This window comes from Micromonospora rhizosphaerae, from assembly GCF_900091465.1.
Lineage (GTDB): Bacteria > Actinomycetota > Actinomycetes > Mycobacteriales > Micromonosporaceae > Micromonospora > Micromonospora rhizosphaerae.
This window is the reverse complement of record NZ_FMHV01000002.1, coordinates 3,279,674-3,294,905: the sequence shown is the minus strand read 5'-3', so window position 1 is coordinate 3,294,905 and position 15,232 is coordinate 3,279,674. Positions and strand designations below refer to the sequence as shown.

At 70.5% G+C, this 15,232-nt stretch carries 15 protein-coding genes and 1 pseudogene; 4 read left to right on the top strand and 12 right to left on the bottom strand.

Features of this window, described 5'->3' with window-relative positions; genetic code table 11:
- Window positions 1-94 precede the first annotated feature (94 nt).
- Complete coding sequence (locus tag GA0070624_RS15785; protein ID WP_091341850.1) at window positions 95-397, bottom strand: hypothetical protein; 303 nt, start codon at window positions 395-397, stop codon at window positions 95-97.
- Window positions 398-701: 304 nt separating this feature from the next.
- On the opposite strand from GA0070624_RS15785, the gene GA0070624_RS15780 reads away from it, so the two are divergent.
- Both GA0070624_RS15780 and GA0070624_RS34000 read left to right on the top strand, forming a co-directional pair.
- Entirely contained in the window at window positions 702-1,658 is a 957-nt protein-coding gene (locus GA0070624_RS15780) for a gamma-glutamylcyclotransferase family protein (RefSeq protein ID WP_141715029.1), read from the top strand.
- Window positions 1,655-1,933 carry a hypothetical protein gene (locus GA0070624_RS34000; protein WP_141715028.1) on the top strand — a complete coding sequence of 93 codons (279 nt, stop codon included), beginning with the start codon at window positions 1,655-1,657 and terminating at the stop codon, window positions 1,931-1,933. Before GA0070624_RS15780 ends, GA0070624_RS34000 begins: the two co-directional genes overlap by 4 nt.
- 18 nt (window positions 1,934-1,951) lie before the next feature.
- Here GA0070624_RS34000 and GA0070624_RS15770 read toward each other — a convergent pair whose 3' ends face one another.
- The 11 genes from GA0070624_RS15770 to GA0070624_RS15725 form a co-directional block, all read right to left on the bottom strand.
- On the bottom strand, window positions 1,952-2,644 hold the full coding sequence (locus GA0070624_RS15770; protein ID WP_176731710.1) for a GGDEF domain-containing protein: 693 nt from the start codon (window positions 2,642-2,644) through the stop codon (window positions 1,952-1,954).
- 138 nt (window positions 2,645-2,782) lie between these two features.
- A complete protein-coding gene (locus GA0070624_RS15765; RefSeq protein ID WP_176731709.1) occupies window positions 2,783-3,796 on the bottom strand; it encodes a DUF4192 domain-containing protein in 1,014 nt (337 codons plus the stop codon).
- A 272-nt stretch (window positions 3,797-4,068) separates the two neighbouring features.
- Entirely contained in the window at window positions 4,069-4,758 is a 690-nt protein-coding gene (locus tag GA0070624_RS34755; RefSeq protein WP_091341839.1) for a hypothetical protein, read from the bottom strand.
- A gap of 164 nt (window positions 4,759-4,922) precedes the next feature.
- A complete protein-coding gene (locus tag GA0070624_RS15755) occupies window positions 4,923-5,351 on the bottom strand; it encodes a hypothetical protein (RefSeq protein ID WP_091341837.1) in 429 nt (142 codons plus the stop codon).
- A gap of 132 nt (window positions 5,352-5,483) precedes the next feature.
- The gene (locus tag GA0070624_RS15750) at window positions 5,484-6,026 is read right to left on the bottom strand and encodes a hypothetical protein (RefSeq protein ID WP_141715027.1); all 543 of its coding nucleotides are present in this window, start codon (window positions 6,024-6,026) and stop codon (window positions 5,484-5,486) included.
- On the bottom strand, window positions 6,023-6,343 hold the full coding sequence (locus tag GA0070624_RS15745) for a hypothetical protein (protein ID WP_091341832.1): 321 nt from the start codon (window positions 6,341-6,343) through the stop codon (window positions 6,023-6,025). The genes GA0070624_RS15750 and GA0070624_RS15745 overlap by 4 nt, the downstream gene beginning before the upstream one ends.
- A gap of 37 nt (window positions 6,344-6,380) precedes the next feature.
- The gene (locus GA0070624_RS15740; RefSeq protein ID WP_091341829.1) at window positions 6,381-6,632 is read right to left on the bottom strand and encodes a hypothetical protein; all 252 of its coding nucleotides are present in this window, start codon (window positions 6,630-6,632) and stop codon (window positions 6,381-6,383) included.
- A protein-coding gene (locus GA0070624_RS15735) for an IS5 family transposase (protein WP_218105384.1) occupies window positions 6,626-7,419 on the bottom strand; the annotation gives its coding sequence in 2 pieces (ribosomal slippage) (window positions 6,626-7,083 and window positions 7,083-7,419; 795 coding nt in all). Before GA0070624_RS15735 ends, GA0070624_RS15740 begins: the two co-directional genes overlap by 7 nt.
- Window positions 7,420-7,512: 93 nt before the next feature.
- Window positions 7,513-8,280: a GGDEF domain-containing protein gene (locus GA0070624_RS34750; RefSeq protein ID WP_176731708.1), complete on the bottom strand. Its 768-nt coding sequence runs from the start codon at window positions 8,278-8,280 to the stop codon at window positions 7,513-7,515.
- A 107-nt stretch (window positions 8,281-8,387) separates the two neighbouring features.
- Window positions 8,388-9,050 (bottom strand): hypothetical protein, encoded by a 663-nt coding sequence (locus tag GA0070624_RS34745; RefSeq protein WP_176731707.1) that lies wholly within the window; start codon window positions 9,048-9,050, stop codon window positions 8,388-8,390.
- Between the two features lie 770 nt (window positions 9,051-9,820).
- A complete protein-coding gene (locus GA0070624_RS15725) occupies window positions 9,821-10,798 on the bottom strand; it encodes a replication-relaxation family protein (protein WP_091341824.1) in 978 nt (325 codons plus the stop codon).
- 454 nt (window positions 10,799-11,252) lie between these two features.
- Here GA0070624_RS15725 and GA0070624_RS35740 point away from each other — a divergent pair.
- Window positions 11,253-11,333, top strand: a pseudogene (locus GA0070624_RS35740) (helix-turn-helix domain-containing protein); the annotation flags it as partial.
- Between the two features lie 323 nt (window positions 11,334-11,656).
- Window positions 11,657-15,019, top strand: a complete 3,363-nt coding sequence (locus GA0070624_RS15715; protein ID WP_091341821.1) for a hypothetical protein — start codon at window positions 11,657-11,659, stop codon at window positions 15,017-15,019.
- Window positions 15,020-15,232: the final 213 nt, after the last annotated feature.

Sequence of the window (15,232 nt, the reverse complement as noted above, 5' to 3'; positions counted from 1 at the left end):
CAGGTTGGGACCCCTGCGGCCCCAGCCTGCCCGTAGGCACGAGGTGAGGCCGCCGCCCGGCAAGGGCGGTCAGGCTTGTGGGAATGCGTTGGGGCTACGCGGTGCGCGTGTCGGGATCGGCGAGGAGTTCGGGGTGGCGGGCCGAGCCCGGCTCGACGATGTCGGGGCCGTGGGGTGCCTCGCCGGCCTGGAACTGCTCGGCGGGCCGCTGGCAGTACGCCGCGCGTTGGTCGGCGTCGTACACGTCGCCGAGTTGGCCGCAGTCGGATGCCCGGCAGGCGGTGAAGTCTTGGCATAGCGGCTCGCCGACGATCGCGCATTGGCCGTAGTAGACGAGGACGGCGACCGCCGGTACCTGCTCGTGGCCGTCGGTGACGCAGGAGGCAGCGGCGGTCATGGCTGCACCTCCTTGCGCAGTGCGGTGTGCACCCGGCCCTGCGTTGTGCGGTGTGGTGTCGGCATGCGGCTGATGGTTCATGCGCCGGCTTCGTCCTTGTGGACCAGGCGGGCGATCGCACCCTCCATGCGCGAGAACCGGGAGATCCCACGCTCGCCCATCAAGTTGATCAGTGGGCGGGCCGCTTGGGGAACACGACTGGCCGTGAATATCTTGAGCGCCATCCGGGCGCACGTGGTCAGAGGTTGGGTGAACCTGGGATTTGCGGGTTGACGGAAGTATCGGCGTCGGGATACTCGGTGCCGTGGGCGGAGACCATTGGTGGCAGAGCCGGTCGCTGCGTGACGGTTTGCTCGTCGCACTGGATTTGATCAACGATGCTCGAGCCGCGCCTCGACGTCGGCCCGGCTGGGAGCTGGCTGCATGCGCCGATTACTTCCGGGCGCTCAATCAGCTGGCGAACTGTCTCGACGGCACGATGCCCCCGCCTTCTCCGCATCCGGATCGCCCGAACGCGCCTGGCCGACGCACCGAATCGATCAAGCACCGGAACCTGCTTTTTGAGATGACTGCCGCGGACCAACGCGGTCTGCTTGGCCACCCAGCGGTGGCGGCGTTTGCCCGCTTCGATCCCCTGGTCCTCGACCATGGATCGCCGGGCATGAGTCAGCGGATCGCGGATCTGACCGAGCCGATCGTCCAGGGCGCGTCGAGGCAGCACCGGGAGTTTCGCGATTGCTGGCTGCGTTGGGAGGAGCGGAAATCTGGCACGGCGCAGACGCTGGACAAGTTGATCCGCGCGGTGCTGGTGGTCCGGAACAACATCCAGCATGGAGAGAAGACGCCGTCTGGACCTGACGTGCAGCGGCGCGAGCGGAACCAGGCGGTGGGGCAGGTCGTCCTTCCTGTCCTCGAGGCAATCGTCGACGCTGTGCTTGTTCGGCCTTCACACAGGCTCGCCGCCTACGGGACGCTGCGGCCGGGTCAGCCCAACCAGGACGAAGTCACCGTCGCCGGCGACTGGACCGAGATCACGCTGACCGGGTGGCTGCGCGACCAGTCCAGCTTTCCCGCCTTCGAGGCCGACGTGTCCGGGCAGAGGGTTCCGGCGGCGTTGTTCACCTCCGCCGAGCTGCCGACGATCTGGCCTCGCCTGGATGACGTCCAGGGCCGAAACTATGAGCGGCGCCTCGGCCTGTACGAGCGCGAGGGCATCGTCGGCGTGGCTAACGTCTACGAGTGGGTGGGAGAGAATTGGTGAACGATCTCGACGCTATCCGTGCTGGGCTGCGCGGCATCGACCAACGGGTCGCTGCCGGCCAGTACGCCCGGGCCCGTCCATGGGGCGGAGCGGGGGTGGTAGTCACGGAGACCGGGCTCCCGGCGGACCGGCACCGTGACTTCTACAGCAGCCCGCGTGCGATCGTTACGCCGTACGTCGAGACGCTGAGCTGGTTGTTCGAACAGCTGTGGGAGGTGTTCGCGCGTCCCCGCCGGCTGGGGTGGTCGCGGGCCGCCGCACCACCCGGCAGCTGATCAACCTGCGGCTCTTCATCACGCCTCCCCGAAGTCAACGGCTTCGGAGGCTGCCGTTGCGTCGGGACCGCGCATGGTCGCGGGGTCGAATACGGCCGTCTGGCCGCGGCCGGCCCGTTTCGCCACGCGCATCGCGCGGTCGGCGCGGATGAGCGCTAGTCGCCGATCGCCGTCGGCGTACGGCGAGAAGGAGGCGACGCCGGCGCAGGCGGTCACGGTGACCGTGACCGACGGGCCGAGGAGTTGGATCTCGGTCGGCTCGGCGACGGCCGCGACGAGGCGTGCGGCGTAGTCAGCGGCATCGACGCGGTCGTCGAGGATGACGGCGAACTCGTCGCGCCGCAGCCGGAACGCCGACCCGCCGGCGGCGGACGCGACGTGTCGGAGACGGCCGGCGGTCAGGACGAGCAGTTGGTCGAGCGCACGGTGGCCGAAGCGGCTCACGAACGCCCGGGTTCCGTCGAGGTTGATCAGGATCACGGAGACTGGGTGGCGCCGTCCGACGATGTCGGCCAGGGCCGCGTGGAAGCCGGTGCGGTTGTCCAGGCCGGTCAGGTCGTCGCGGCGGGCTTCGTTCACGGCGGCGGTTACCGCCGCGCGGTGGTAGGCGGCGGTGTGGCGCCGGGTCAGGTGGTAGGTGATGGCGGCGGTGATCGCTATCGCCAGGAGGACTGCGGTGATCTGAGCGGGGGTGGACACTGGTGCCCACACCTCCAATCCCTGGGGTGGGAGGTGTCGAGGGCAGCCGGGTACCACCGGCTGCCCTCACCTCAAGCGGTGCGCGAACCCCGTTCGTGGGGTTCGCGGGGATGCCGGCGGCGCCCGCGCGGGGCACCGGACGTGCGTGTGTTAGTCGGCGGTCTTGCCGGTAGTGGCGGCCTGCCACAGGTCCGGCGGCACGCCGGCCTGCAGGGCGTGGCCGAGCAGCTGCGCGAGGTGGTAGTTCGGGTCGGCGCGCAGGGACCGGTCCACGGCGATGTTCGCCAGCGCGCCGTCACCGGCGAGGTAGGCGGTGACGGCAAGCAGGCAGGCCGGGGCGGCGCTCGTTCCCGGCGTCGCCCGTCGGGTCACGTCGATCCACAGCCGCCGCTGCTCGTCGCTGCCGTCACAGGTGGTCCAGGCATGGTCGCGGACCTGCGGCACCATGAGCACGGCGGCCAGCCACGCCACGACGTCGTCGGACAAGGTCTCCCCGCGAGCAGCGGACTCGTATGCCTGCTGCACCGCCGCGATGCCGCTGCGCACGACGTGCTCAGGCGGGGATGGCTGCTGCTGGCTGCCAGCGGTCGAGACACCGCCGCTGTCGATCATGTCGGTGAGCCGGCGCAGCGCGGTGTAGGTCGCGGCGCGTATCCGGTCGCGCTCCGGTCCAGTCACTGGCGAGATCAGGCGCTCCAGCGCGGCGCGGTCGGGCAGCGGGGCGATGCCGAGATAGACCGCTTCCGCCGGGAAGTTGCTGGCCGCGGCGTTGTACGCGACTCCGTCGGCGCAGTTCGTGTCACCGCACAGGCACCAGTAGCGGCCCTCGTCCACTCGAAGGACTTCGAGCACGTCGACGTGGGCAGCGAGCAGTGCCGTGGTGAGCACCTCGGCGGCGGGTTCGACGCGATCGGCCGGGCCGTAGCCGACGAGGATCGCCGCCGATCCGTACTGAGAGATCATCGCGGCGGTCTGCGCGGCCGGCGCCGACAGCTGGTGGCCTTCGGACGGCTGCGGGAGGTCGAGCCGGGCGACGAACCGGATCCGCTGGTTGTCCAGGACGACGCAGACCAGGCTGTCCTGTGGGTGGAAGCCGAGAAGGTAGGGCACCGCGACGACGATGTCTTCGCGGCTGGTGAGCCGGAGCTTTCTGGGTGCGACCACAGTTGGTCCTCCTTCAATGAGCAAGGGATTGGGCCGGCGGCTTGCAGCCGCCGGTTGGGGATCAGCGGCAGTGAGTGAGTGCAGCCACCACCGCGTCGACCTGGGCGGTGATGAGGCTGATGCAGGTGGTGCCCCGACGGCCGGTGATGACGATCGGTCCGATCAGCAACTGCCGGCCGCCGCCGAGGCGGGCGACGAGCAGGCCGGCGAGGAGGCTGGGGCGGCGGCCGGCCCATGGTTGCTACATACGCCGGGCTGCTGGTCGCCGGCGTTCATTCGCCGCGGGCCTCGACGTCGTCGACCGTGACGTCGAACGTGAGGGTGTCCTCGTCGACACCGTCGACCTGATCGGTGTCGATCCGCAGGTACTCGCGAACGTCGTACTCGGTGTCTCCCGCGTCGCGGCCGTCTTCCGGGGTCACGTCGAAGCTGCCGCTGATGGTGAACCGGACCCGGTGGCGCGGATCGTATTGGTCGAGGTCGAAGTGGGCGAGGAACTTGTCGAGCCCGTCCCGGCAGATGTCGCCGTCGCGGTGCCGGTCGATGGCGTAGGACCGGATCTCCGCGAGCTGGCGAACGTGGCGCCGCCGCTGCTCGTCGAGCTCCTCGGCCAGAGCGCGGGCGCGGTCGGCGGCGGTGCGCTGGGCCGCCGAGGCCCAGGCGACGGCCTGCTGCGCCAACCCGAGCGCGGTGGCGGGGTCGGTCACCGGTACGGCGGCGATGTCGGCGCGAAGGCTGCGGGCGTGTCCGTCCACCAGGACACGGACCGTGCCCGTCTCGGCGGGCTGAGCCAGGACGACGGCATTCTCGCGGCGGTCGGTGTGGAGGATGGTGACCGCCTGGCCGGGCGACACGGCGAGCGCGGCGAGCGGCTCCGGGTGCCGGTGCGGGTGCGCGGTGAGGGCGAGTTGCGCGCTGGGGCGGCCGGAAGCCACGGCACACTGCTGCGTGGTGTTGGTCATGGCGTTGCCTTTCGGGGGGAAGGGCGGCCCGGTGGGCCGCCGGGGACGCGGGATGGGAGGTTCGCGCCGAACGGCGCCAGATGGGGGTTCGCGGGCTGGCCGCGTCGTTGAGCTCGGCGCTGGGTACGGCTCGGCGATGACGCCGGGCCCGCGGTGGGGTGGCGTCACAGGGGGATGCCGTTGACGCTGACCGTCGGCGTGGGATCGGTCAGTCGCAGGATCGCGTTCGGCGGCATGCTGGCGCGCTCGCCGTTGGTGTAGTCGATGACCCACCACCGGTCGCGGCCCTGCCACACTGCGGCGATCGTGAGCGTGGTGGCGTCAAAGGCGACCACGTCATCGCCGGTGCGCAGCTCGTGCACCGCTTGCAGACGGACCCCTTCGGCGGGCCGGACCACCCAGGGCGCGACGGCGTCTGCGAGGGGGCTGCTGGCCTGGAGTTGGGCGCCGTAGGCGACGCCGATACGGGTGTGCGTGATCGATGTGACGGTGGCCGGTACCCATGCCGTGCGGGCGTTGACGTGCACGGCCTGCCCGAGGTGCAGGTCTGTGGGCGGGACGACGGTGGCGCGGGGAGCGAACAGCTTGGTCATGCCGGACTCCTTTGTGGATGGGTTGGGAATCCGGGCACGGCGGTGGCCGTGCCCGGGGTGCGCAGGGGACGCGCGTGTGCAGGCCGGGCGGCGGCCTAGGAACGGATTGGTGGACGGCCGGTCAGTGGCCGGTCAGCGATGTGCGGTGCTGGCGATCTCGACGCGCAACGCGGGGATGGCGGCGTCGAGGGCGTCGCAGGCGGTGTCGAACGAGGCTGCTTGGGCGCCGCCGTCGCGGTACAGCGGGAAGTCGATCCGGTGGGTGCGGTTGTGGACTCGCACCTGCCATCCGCGGCATCCGCTGGTGGGTGGGATCAGGTAGGCGATCGCGTCGACGCCGGCCGGGGCCGGTTCGACGTCGAGGGTATGGAGGGCGCCGCTGATGTGCTGACGGGCGACAGCGTGCCAGCCGTCGGGCATCCGGCCGTGAACCGCCGACATCGCTCGGTGGACCTGGTCGGCGCTGGCGGCGATGCGCCGCTGGTTGTCGGCGGCACGCCGGCGGTGGTCGCGTTCGGCGAAGCTGACCCAGTCGCCGTGCTCGGGATCGTGGATCAGGTAGATGCCACACGCGCCGCACCACGGGTGGCCGCCGCGGACCGTGTCGTTGGGCGTCCCGCACCGCTGGCACACCGCCGTCGGTCGTGCGCTGGTGGTTCCAGGTTCACCGGTCACGCGGGCCTGCCCCCGGAGCGGTCGGCCGCGTCGCAGTCGCGGATGTGGTCGGTGATGAGTTCGGTCTGACGGGTATCGATGGCGGTGTCGCAGTCGGGGCACGACCAGGTGCCGCCGTGGTCGCGCAGCAGGTTGGCCAGGTGGTCGTCGGTGGGCCACGTGTCGAGGCAGCCGTCCTCGGTGAGGTCGGTGTCGGTGTCGGTGCGGCGAACCTCGAAGCTGCGACCACCGTCGTCCCAGACGAGTTCGGTCAGGTGCAGGTCGATGTCGTCGATCGTGCGGACACCGCGGTCGATGTCGCGGATAACTCTGCTCATCAGCGCTTACTCCCTTGGTCGAGAAACGGGGTCAGGCTCAGGCGCGGACGGTGACGGTGGTGATGGCCGGGCCGTCGCCCCAGGGGTGCAGCAGGCCGGCGGCGGCCCCGATCTGATTGGGCCAGGTGGCGGGCAGCCGGTCGGTGTCGTGGAAGATGTCCCAGGCGTCGTACGCCTCAGTGGGCCCGTCGAGGCCTGCGGAGCTGAGACCGCCGGTTTCGTAGGTGTCGATGCCTTCGTCGCCGGTGCCGGCTGGCCGGGTCGGTGGTGGACTTAGAGGTCCTAACAAAGCCGGGTGACGTGTCGGTACGTGATGATGCAGGTGGCCAGGGCGAGGAAGGCTTCGTGGATGTCGTCGCGGCGTTCCCAGCGGATGCGTAGCCGTTTCATGCCGTGGTACCAGGCAATCGTGCGTTCGACGACCCAGCGGATGACGCCGAGGCCAGAGCCGTGGGGTTGGCCCCGGCGGGCGATGCGGGGGCGGATGCCCTTGGCCCGTACCGCCCGGCGGTAGATGTCGTAGTCGTAGGCGCGGTCGGCGAACAGCTGGTCGGGGCGTCGGCGGGGCCGGCCACGGCGGCTTCGTACGGGTGGGATCTTGTCGATCAGCGGGAGCAGTTGGGTGACGTCGTGGCGGTTCCCGCCGGTCAGCGACACGGCCAGGGGGATGCCGGCGCCCTCGGTCAGGACGTGGTGCTTCGAGCCCGGGCGGGCGCGGTCGACCGGGCTCGGGCCGCTTTTGGGCCACGTCTGGCAGCCCGTACGTGTGAGGAGTCGATCACGGCGCGGGACCAGTCGAGCTTGCCGGCTGCCTGGAGTTCGGCCAGCAGCAGCTCGTGCAGCCGCTGCCACACCCCGGCCCGGTTCCACTCCTCCAGGCGCCGCCAGCAGGTCATCCCGGACCCGAACCCCAGCTGTTGGGGCAGGAACTCCCACTGGATGCCGGTGTGCAGCACGAACAGGATCCCGCACAGCACCTGCCGGTCCGGGATCCGCTTGCGTCCCGGGTGCCGTGGGTTGCGCTCAGGTTTAGGCAGCAACGGCTCGATGCGCTGCCATAGCCCGTCCGGCACGATCCACGGCGGCTGCTCGCCACGCCTCACGGCCCGAGATTCTAGATCGTCATCCACAAGGGACGAAAGACCCGGAGATCATTTTGTTAGGACCTCTTAGGCGTTGTCGGCGGTGTGCCGAGTGGCGCGCCGGGCGCGTCGCCGGACCGCCGGGCGCACGCCGTGTGAGAGCGGCTCGCCGTCGCGGACGGGGTCGTAGTGCTCGATTCCGCTGCCGCGGCGCTTCGCCGTGTACATGGCCCGGTCGGCCCGGCCGAGGGCGGTATGCGGGTCACCGCCGGGGGTGCGGCAGATGCCGATGCTGACGCGCATCGGCCGCGTGGTGCCGTCGATCGTGACCGGCGGCGCGACCGCGGCGGCCAGGGACCAGGCGAGGGCCTGCGGGTCCCGCGGCGTGACGACGACGAACTCGTCGCCGCCGAGGCGGGCGACCAGGTCACCGGGTTCGGCGGCGTGGAGAAGCCGTTCGGCGACCGCGGCGAGGTACAGGTCACCGCCGTCGTGGGTGTGAGCGGTGTTGATGTCGTGCATGCCGTCGACGTCGATCAGGGCGACGGTCACGTCGGTTCCGGCGGCGTCGAAGAGGTGCCGTTCCGCGACCCGGCGGACCGAGAGCCCGGTGACGGGGTCCGTGTCCGCGACCGCGAGGTCCTTCGCCAACTCGGCGATGCGGTACGTGGCGCGTACGGCGAGGTGGTGGTAGCCGGCCAGCAGGAACGCCTGCAGGGCGATGCCGAGCGCAGCGATGACGCCGGCCAGATCGCCGCGGCTGGTGACCAGTAGGGAGACAACGACGGATTGGACGAGCGTTGTGGCGGCGATCGCGATCCAGCGGATGGCCGTCACGAATGAGGCAAGGTGCACGACGGGGTCTCCTTCCGGGAATGGGCCGAAGGGATGGGTTGAGGCTGCAAGCGCCGGCAGGCGAACCGGATCGACCGGTTCGCCTGTGCGGGTGGGTGCTGTGGGGTTTAGCGGGTGCAGAGCGCGACGAGCATGTCCCGGTTGTGGAGCGCGGTGATGCGCCGGTTGGCTTCGGCCAGGTAGGCCATGCGGGTGGCGTACTGGTCGCTGGCGGTCGCCAGGTAGGTGCCGTCGAGGCAGAGCAGGCTGTTGCCCGGGACGGCGCAGAGCCAGCCGACGTGGGCGTAGCCGTGCGCGCCGGTCTGGAATGCCTCCAGGTGGCTGGTGGGCAGATCCGTGAGCCTGTTCGGCAGGGCGTTGTAGGTGAGCATGTTCGCGATGCGGGGTTGGGCGAGGTAGTGCTGCTGGGCCTTGGCGAGCGGGTACTTGGCCGGGTCGGCGCGGTGCCGTTCGAGAAAGGTCCAGTAGGGCTGGGCAGGCCTCGTGCGGTCGACGACCTGGTTCCAGATGTGCCAGCGGTACCAGTAGGTCCGCCGGGCGGTGGCGCGCATGACATCGAGGTTGAGGAGGCGGACGGGTCCGCCGGCGGCGGTGTCCTTCCAAGGCTGCAGAAGGCTTCTACGGCGGAAGCGGGTGTTGACGATGAAGTGCCCGGCGCTGCCGAGACTGGTCAGAGGCGTGGCCGCGAGGCAGGTTGCGGCGGTGGTGGCCAGCTGGTCGGTGGGGGTGCCGCGGGGCAGGCACACGATGGTCAGGGACGTGTTGGGCACGAGTTCCTCCTCAAGGCGTGTGCGAGGTGGGGATGGGCATGCCGAAGTCGGCTTCCCGGTGGGAAGGAAGGTGAGGGCTTGACCGCGACGCGGTCAGCGGCGCGCGGAAGATTCCGCGGCGGGGCGCGGAGGTGCTGTGGGGTGGGCGAGGCGCCTACGGGCGGGGCAGGCCGACCGGCCGAATGGCGGGTGGGCGGTTGCGACCGCGGTCGTGGGCGGCGTGGCCCGGATGGTGGTGCTTAAGGGGTTTCAGTAAATGAGCCCTCACCGTAGCCCGATCACCCAACAGGCCATCGATCGCCCGGATCAGGTGGAAACCCCTGCTGATCTGGGCTGTTGGGTACGGCCACTTGCCTGACGGCGCTGGCGGTCAAGGCCTGTTGGGCTGGCGCGACGCGCTGTTGGCCAACGCCACCGACCGCCGAGTGCCTGTTGGGTAACCCGACGTGACGTCGCGAGCCCACGGCGAGGCACTCGGCGCATCTCCTCGCGCCGCCATCGCGGCCGGCACCGCGCAGCCTGCGCGTCGCGGTCAGGTGGCTGGTTGGCCCGGTTCCTGCGGGTTGGGCCGCCCTGGAACTTGCCGGCGCGAAGCTCGATAATCATGCGGCTTCGCAGCCGTCTGCGGCGGTGTTCGGCCGCGTGGCGGTGTCCCGCCGAACGGCAGGGCACTCGGGCCCGTCTCCTGCCGCGCAGAGCCGCGGGACGGGCCCGAAGTCGGTTGAACGCGACGAGAGCAGCCACCGGTTGGCTGGGCCGTTGCCGGGGAGTCAGGCGGCGGAGCCGAGGACCGACCGGAGCGGGTGGTCGGCGGGCTGCGCCGGCCCGGGGGCGAGTGGGCCGGGCTGGCCGTGGCTGCTGGGCAGGTCGGCCAGGGTGAGCCGGTGGCGTCCGTTGCCGGCCAGCCGCCACACCGGGCCGGCCGGATCCGGCCCGAATTCCGGGGAGGTGGTGGCGACGATGAGGCTCGGTTCGGGCCGGTCGGCGAGCTTGCGGTGCAGATTCTGCTCCCGCAGCCGGCTGGGCAGGGCGAACAGGATCGGGTACTGCGGGCCGCCCTCGGCGCGCAGCTTGCGGTGGGAGGCGAGCTTGTCGACCAGGCGTCCGATCGGCTCGGTGCCGCGGTCGAGTTCGAGGAAGAAGCCGGTCTCTTGGTGGCCGTCGGTCCAGACGCCGTGGCCGTCGGGTTTGATGCGGTTGCCGAACGCCGCCGCGGTCGTGCGTTCGGACCACCAGCGGGTCAGCGCCGCACCGGGCTGGTGGCGGGCCCGCACGAGCAGGGAGACGAAGACGTCGTTGACGGCGAGGAGGTGTTCCAGTGTGGGGCTGGAGTAGATCCGGTCCTGGCGTTCCCGCAGCGCCCTGGCGGTTGGCGGACTGTCGTCGCGGGCCAGGGCGACGTACCGGGAGGAGAGCAGGCCGGGCAGCCAGCAGACTGGGTTGGGTGCGCCGGGCCGGTTGCGGATGAACCGGTCGATGAAGCCGAGGCGGCGCAGGAGCTGGAGGCGGTGACGGCAGGTGGTGGGGTTGAAGAACAGGATCGAGGTGAGGTGCTCGGTGGTCAGGGTGGTGTGCTCGTCGAGGAGCGAGGCGATGGTGTAGTCGCGAGGCCGAAGGCGGTGGGAGATGTCGATGAGGGTCCGCGGATAGGTTCGACGCGAGTCGGTAGTGCGGAGCACGACCAGGGGCGTGTCCCCCGCAGAGAGTTCCCCCTGGGGGAAGTGTCGGGATTCGGTGTGAGCGGACATGACGGCCTCCTAGCTGGGCTGTTGGGTGGACGGGGGCGGCCTGGCCCCGGCAGTACGGCGCCGGGTGCAGGCCGAGTCGGTGGCTGTTGCGGCGACCGGCTCCTGGCCGAGTCGGCAGACCCTGACCGGACTGATCCGCGAAGAGATGCTTCGATCTGGCGGCACGCCGGTGGCAGGCGTACGCTCGCGGTCTCCCTCACCGGCTTCCCCCGTTCTCTGGGGGTGATCGCGACGCGCAACGACGAACGGGCAGGTCAGGGCCTGGCCAGAGTGCTATCTGGGCCGAACAGCTGTGGCGCTGCGGCGAGCGCGGTCGTACGTTGCAGGCCACCGAGGTTGCCGTTCCCCCGTGCGGCAACCTCGGTCTCTGTCTGTAGAGGGAACAGCAGCGAGGCGGTGCTTCGAGTACGGATACGTCCGAGCACCGGTGCGGCAGGAACCGCGAGGGCATCGCCGGGTGCACCGGCTGGTCACCGGCACGCCGGAACGGCGGTCGCTGCCGGTGCTGGCCGCGCTGTGCGACATCCTGGAGCTGGCGAACGCCTAACGTTACCTGTACGCGGCGCCGCCGGCGCCCGTAGACGCGTTCGTCAACGCCAACCGTACGGCCTGGCGGCATCCACCGCAGATGCACACCGCCAAGGACGCGGTACGGCAGATGCTTCGCACGCTGCCCCGACCGCCGAACCGTAGGCTGCCAGCAGGCATTGAGAGCGCCGCACAAGGCAGCGGCACGACCCGGCCGACCACGGCGTAGCACTCCTGCTCGCCCACTGTGCCGGAGGCTGCCAACGACCAGGGTTGGAAGCGCCCCGCGCACGGGCGCGTAACGCACGACATCCCGGAGGAGTCAGGCTGATGGGGTTCGGATCCCAGGACAGCAGCGACGCGGCTGCCTTGTCGCCGAGGCAGGCGAGGATCGCCGCGCAGCTCGCCCGCCTGGTGAGCCACGGCGCCGCGGATTTCTTCCACGACGCATGCCGGATGCTGACCGAGACGCCGCCGCACCCGAGCGCCACACACCTGATCAGCCATGCCTTGCGCGAAACCGACAGCGCCTTGCGGTACGTCCTTGAGGCACACGCGGCACCGCAGCAGGCCGGCAAGGTGGCGAAGAGCGCGTGCGACGCCTGCGGACATGAGGCGGGCGGGCATCTTCACAGTGTCAGGGCCGCGTGCCAGGCACTCGACCTGGCCGACGACCACCCGACCGCCGTGTTCTGGCGCGAGCAGACCGTACGGGCGTCGTCGTCGAACCTCGCCGGCCGCGCGCACCGTCACGCCCTCGAACGGCCACGACCGGTCGACAGCGAGTTCCTGGCGTTCTTCACCCGGATGGAGGATCTCTTCGATCTTGCGTTGGATCGGTTCGAGTACCGCTATGCCGACGTCTTCGACCGGCTCGACCTGCTCCTCGCCGCTGGGCCGAGCGCCAAACGGGCCAGCGAACTTCGGCAGCGGTTTCCCGCCAACCCGGTCACCCGTCAGCGGTTCTTCAGTAGGGCATCGGCCGCGTGGATCGGGCCGCTGACGAAGAAGGGCTTCTTCCAGAACCCGCCCGTGCCACGCCACGACCCGATCGACGGCTCGCTGGACGTGCCGGCATGGCCGGAGTCGGAGTACCTGGTCCGAGTGGCAGCCGAAGTGCCTGACGCCGCGGTCGAGGCGGTGCTGGGAATGGAACCGACCCAGAACAGCCGTGTGCTGTGGGACCTGACCCGGCTCGCCCTGGCACTACCACCACACCATGCGGTACGGATCGCGCCGGTGCTGGTGGCGGCCCTTCCAGGTCCGTACGGTGTCATCGCCGCCGACCAGGTCGGTGACCTCGCGGTGCACCTGGCCAACGGCGGGCACCGGGCCGCCGCGATCGACCTGCTCCGCGCCGTGCTGTCCGAGATCCCTGGCCGGGACGCGGCCGGTGTTCGCGGCTTCGACTACGTGCGGGTGGTGCGGGAGTCGGTGCCCGCTGTCGCTCGGGTTGTTGGCGGTCCGATCGTGGATTTGCTCATCGATCGGCTCGTCACCGCCGCATCAGCCGACCGCTCCAATCGTTCCCAGCTGTGGCGCCCGGCGATCGAGCCCGACACCGACCGGCGCCGTGACACCGATGTGCGCAACGCGCTCGCCGATGTGCTGATCGAGGTCGGTATCGCACTGCATGACGCCGGTGTCCACCCAGTGCGGGACACCGTCGCAGCCCTTACCGGTGACACCCCGGACATCCTGCCCCGAGTTCGGCTGCACCTTCTGCGCTCCCGTGGCCAGGACGCGCCCGAGCTCGTCGGGGCCCAACTACGCACCCTCGCCGCACGGGGCGACGACGCCGTCGACCGGGAGTACCTGCTGCTGGCCGCCGCCGGGCACCAGTGGCTGCCGCCGTCGGATGTGGACGGCCTGCTCGAGTTGTTCGACCACGACCCGGACACGACGGCATGGCAACAGCGCTTGGCCCGACCTGCCGACGGGGCCGGCTCGGGTGAGGATCTGCTGCGCAGCCGCGTCGACCGGTGGCGTCGTAACCGATACGCCGCGCTCGCCTCGCGGCTTGACGACGCCCGCCGCGCCCGGTACGAGGCCCTCGTCGCCGAGTACGGCCCTGCCCCGGACCTGTCGGTGCCACCGCCGGCGGCGTTCGCAGTCTGGTCCGGGGAGGACGTTGAGGCTCCCGAACTGCAGGCGTTGACGGCCGATGCGGCGGCGCAACTGCTGCGCGGCTGGCAACCGCCGCAGGACTGGCGGCAGCTGGGCCGTACCTCGATCCGACCGGCGCTCGCCGTGGCGGCGAAGACCGAAGCGGCATGCTGGTCGGCGGAGGCCGCCGCGTTCATCGGTCTCCCGCACGAGTTCGTCACGCCGATCCTGGACGGGTTCTGGCAGGCGGCCTCGGCCGACGTGCGTCTCGACTGGACCGCGCTCGGGACGTTCCTGGCCTGGGTTGACGAGCAGGCCGCCGCCGAACTCGCCGCCGGTGCGACACGACGGCAGGAGCGGCCGTGGCGCACCGCCCGGTACGCTGCGATGCGGTTGTGCACGGTCTACCCGGACGCCGACCCAGACCGTATCCCGGCCGACGTCGAACCGGCCTTGTGGTCGATCATCACAGCCGCGTGCACCGATCCCGACCCGTGCGCGGCCGACGGCCAGGACGACGGACAAGCCGACCTGGCGTCGCTGGACGCGGTCCGGCCAGAGGCGCTACGCGCGGCGATCCTCTACGGGCTCCGTGCCCAGCGGCGCTCCGGCAGCAGTGATGTCCCCGAGGTGATGGAGGTTCTCGACGCGCACATCAGCCCTGCCACGGATCCGGCCCTGGCGGTCCGTGCCATGTTCGGCCAGCAGCTGCAGGCGCTGCTGCGCCTGAACCCCGACTGGACAGCCACCAACCTTGACAGATTCCTGCCCACCGACGCCGAGCACCGCACGGTGTGGCGGGCAGCCTGGCACGGACACCTCAGCAACCCCGTGCTTACCGATGATGCATGGACACTGCTGCAACCGCACTATCACCGCGCAGTAGATCTGCTTGACGCGGGCACGACCGACGAGTGGGAATCGCACCGGGCCCAGCAGCTCGCCATGCACCTGGGCAACCGGTACTGGTTCGGGCAGCTTAGCCTGGACGACCCCGACAGGCTCCTTCGCCGCTTTTACGAGCGGGCACCGACCGCCGCAGCCGGCACGATCGTCGACGCCGCAGGGCGAAGCTTCCGCCGCGACGAACCCCTCGATCCTCAGCACCGCGAGCGACTCGTCCAGCTGTGGCAGTACCGCATCGACGCCGTTCGTCACGGCGGTGATCCGGTGGAACTGGCTGGCTTCGATGCCTGGTTCGTCAACGGCGGCTTCGATGAGGCATGGCTACTGGAGCAGCTCCACGACGCTCTGGGACTCGTTCCCGACCTTGACCTCGGCGTGCACGTACTGCGTCGCCTACGCACCCTCGCCGCACGGCACCCGCACGCCTGCCTGCGCGTAGTCAGGCACCTCGCCGGCAGCCGCGAGCGGTACTGGAACGTCGCACGTCACGACACGATCATCCGCGACATCATCAGTACGGCAGCCACCGAGGACAGTGCCGCCGCGGAGGCTCGGCGGCTCGTCAGCGCCTTCGCCGCCGACGGCTTCGACTTCCGCGACGCCCTCAACGGCGCCATCCCGTTCGGGTCACCGCAGCACAAGGATTCGCCGTTGGACGCATCGCCGACGACTCAACCCTGAGCGGCACACCCCGTCGCCCGAGGCCGAGCGGACTTGTCCGGGCCTGCCTTTCGCTCCGGCGGCGCAGTGTCGTGTGGGTGGACGACCGGATCTGCAGCCGACCGCGTGTGGCAGGTCATCCAACGTTGAGGTTGAGGGGGTCCCAGTTCCGGGCCAAGATGCGGGTCGTGTTGTCGGACAGCGATAGCCTCGGCTCGTGCACCGTCGAGCTGA

Coding starts and splice junctions, on each gene's coding strand:
- GA0070624_RS15785 (WP_091341850.1), bottom strand. CDS start 397: ATGACCGCCGCTGCCTCCTGCGTCACCGACGGCCACGAGCAGGTACCG.
- GA0070624_RS34755 (WP_091341839.1), bottom strand. CDS start 4,758: ATGACCAACACCACGCAGCAGTGTGCCGTGGCTTCCGGCCGCCCCAGC.
- GA0070624_RS15755 (WP_091341837.1), bottom strand. CDS start 5,351: ATGACCAAGCTGTTCGCTCCCCGCGCCACCGTCGTCCCGCCCACAGAC.
- GA0070624_RS15745 (WP_091341832.1), bottom strand. CDS start 6,343: ATGAGCAGAGTTATCCGCGACATCGACCGCGGTGTCCGCACGATCGAC.
- GA0070624_RS15725 (WP_091341824.1), bottom strand. CDS start 10,798: ATGTCCGCTCACACCGAATCCCGACACTTCCCCCAGGGGGAACTCTCT.
- GA0070624_RS15715 (WP_091341821.1), top strand. CDS start 11,657: ATGGGGTTCGGATCCCAGGACAGCAGCGACGCGGCTGCCTTGTCGCCG.